The organism is Leisingera sp. F5, from assembly GCF_001593695.1.
The window spans coordinates 1-1,859 of sequence record NZ_LUKH01000682.1 but is presented as its reverse complement, the minus strand read 5'-3'; the positions used below and the strand labels follow the sequence as shown (position 1 = coordinate 1,859).

At 60.0% G+C, this 1,859-nt stretch carries 3 protein-coding genes and 1 pseudogene; all 4 read left to right on the top strand.

Features of this window, described 5'->3' with window-relative positions:
- Positions 1 to 18: 18 nt before the first annotated feature.
- On the top strand, positions 19 to 552 hold the full coding sequence (locus tag A2I95_RS34750) for an NADH-quinone oxidoreductase subunit B family protein (RefSeq protein WP_027258414.1): 534 nt from the start codon (positions 19 to 21) through the stop codon (positions 550 to 552).
- Positions 553 to 567: 15 nt separating this feature from the next.
- Positions 568 to 1,176, top strand: a complete 609-nt coding sequence (locus A2I95_RS34745; RefSeq protein WP_291737120.1) for an NADH-quinone oxidoreductase subunit C — start codon at positions 568 to 570, stop codon at positions 1,174 to 1,176.
- Entirely contained in the window at positions 1,176 to 1,346 is a 171-nt protein-coding gene (locus A2I95_RS34740) for a hypothetical protein (protein ID WP_291737119.1), read from the top strand. The genes A2I95_RS34745 and A2I95_RS34740 overlap by 1 nt, the downstream gene beginning before the upstream one ends.
- Positions 1,346 to 1,859: pseudogene (locus tag A2I95_RS34735) on the top strand (NADH-quinone oxidoreductase subunit D); the annotation flags it as partial. The gene A2I95_RS34740 and the pseudogene A2I95_RS34735, both read left to right, overlap by 1 nt.

Below are 1,859 nucleotides of genomic sequence, written 5' to 3'. Positions count from 1 at the left end.
GAAGAAAGGGACGCTGGAATGGCAGTGATGACCGGAGCCAACACCGCCGGTGTGGACAAGGAAGTTGTCACTCAGGCCCTCAATGCCGAACTGCAGGACAAAGGCTTCCTGCTGACATCGGCCGAGGACATCATTAACTGGGCCCGTACCGGCTCGCTGCACTGGATGACCTTCGGGCTGGCCTGCTGCGCGGTTGAGATGATGCACACCTCGATGCCGCGCTATGATGCGGAACGGTTCGGCATCGCGCCGCGGGCCTCCCCGCGCCAGTCGGATGTGATGATTGTTGCGGGCACCCTCACCAACAAGATGGCGCCGGCGCTGCGCAAGGTCTACGATCAGATGCCCGAGCCGCGGTATGTGATCTCGATGGGATCCTGCGCCAATGGCGGCGGCTATTACCACTACAGCTATTCCGTGGTGCGCGGCTGTGACCGGGTTGTGCCGGTCGATGTCTATGTGCCCGGCTGTCCGCCGACGGCTGAAGCGCTGCTGTATGGCCTGATGCAGCTGCAGCGCAAGATCCGCCGGACCGGCACCCTTGTTCGCTAAGGCAGGAGAGAGCAGATGACTGAAGCCCTGAATGAACTCGGCGCGCAGATCGAAGCGAAACGCCCCGATTGCGTTGTCGCCTGGGATGTCTCTTTTGGCGAGCTGAACATCGACGTCACACCCTCGAACATCGCCGGCCTGGTGGAATTCCTGAAATCGGACCAGAACTGCAAGTTCTCAACCCTGGTGGACATCACCGCGGTGGACTACCCGGAACGCGGCAAGCGGTTTGACGTGATCTATCATTTCCTGTCGATGTACCGGAACCAGCGCATCCGCCTGCGCGCCGCCGTGCGCGAGGATGAAATGGTACCCTCGATCGTGGACGTGCACCCCTCGGCCAACTGGTTTGAGCGGGAAGTCTACGACATGTTTGGAATCCTGTTCTCCGGCCACCCGGATTTGCGCCGCATCCTGACCGACTATGGCTTCCGCGGCTATCCGCTGCGCAAGGATTTTCCGACCACCGGCTATACCGAGGTCCGCTATGACGAGGCGCAAAAGCGCGTGGTCTACGAGCCGGTGAAGCTGGTGCAGGAATACCGCCAGTTTGATTTCATGTCCCCGTGGGAGGGTGCCGAATACATTCTGCCCGGCGACGAGAAAAAGGAGGGCACAAACTGATGTGGTTTGAACCTCTGGCCGAAGTGGGAACCTTGCTGGCGGGCTGTGCGGCCATGCTGGGCGCGGCAATGCCCGTTATTAAAAAGAACTGCGCGTCACCTTATAAGGTGAAAGTCACCCTTCAGGGTGAGAAAATCACCTCGAATTATGATCGGGAGGCCTTCAAATGATGGACGGCTCCAAATTTGACGACGGCAGCGTCGATGCGCTGAGCGGTGAGCAGAAGATCCGCAACTTCAACATCAACTTCGGTCCGCAGCACCCTGCAGCACACGGTGTTCTGCGTCTTGTGCTGGAGCTTGACGGCGAGATTGTTGAGCGCTGCGACCCGCATATCGGCCTGCTGCACCGCGGTACCGAAAAGCTGATGGAAAGCCGTACCTACCTGCAGAACCTGCCGTATTTCGACCGCCTCGATTATGTGGCGCCGATGAACCAGGAACATGCCTGGTGTCTGGCGATTGAGAAACTGACCGGCGTCGAGGTTCCCCGCCGCGGCCAGCTGATCCGGGTGCTCTATTCGGAAATCGGCCGTGTTCTGAACCACCTTCTGAACGTCACCACGCAGGCAATGGACGTTGGCGCGCTGACCCCGCCGCTGTGGGGCTTTGAAGAACGCGAGAAACTGATGGTGTTCTACGATCGCGCCTGCGGTGCCCGCCTGCACGCGGCCTACTTCCGCC

Excerpts from the sequence above, each read along its gene's own strand:
- A2I95_RS34750 (WP_027258414.1), top strand. The coding sequence starts at position 19 with ATGGCAGTGATGACCGGAGCCAACACCGCCGGTGTGGACAAGGAAGTT.
- A2I95_RS34740 (WP_291737119.1), top strand. The coding sequence starts at position 1,176 with ATGTGGTTTGAACCTCTGGCCGAAGTGGGAACCTTGCTGGCGGGCTGT.
- A2I95_RS34745 (WP_291737120.1), top strand. The coding sequence starts at position 568 with ATGACTGAAGCCCTGAATGAACTCGGCGCGCAGATCGAAGCGAAACGC.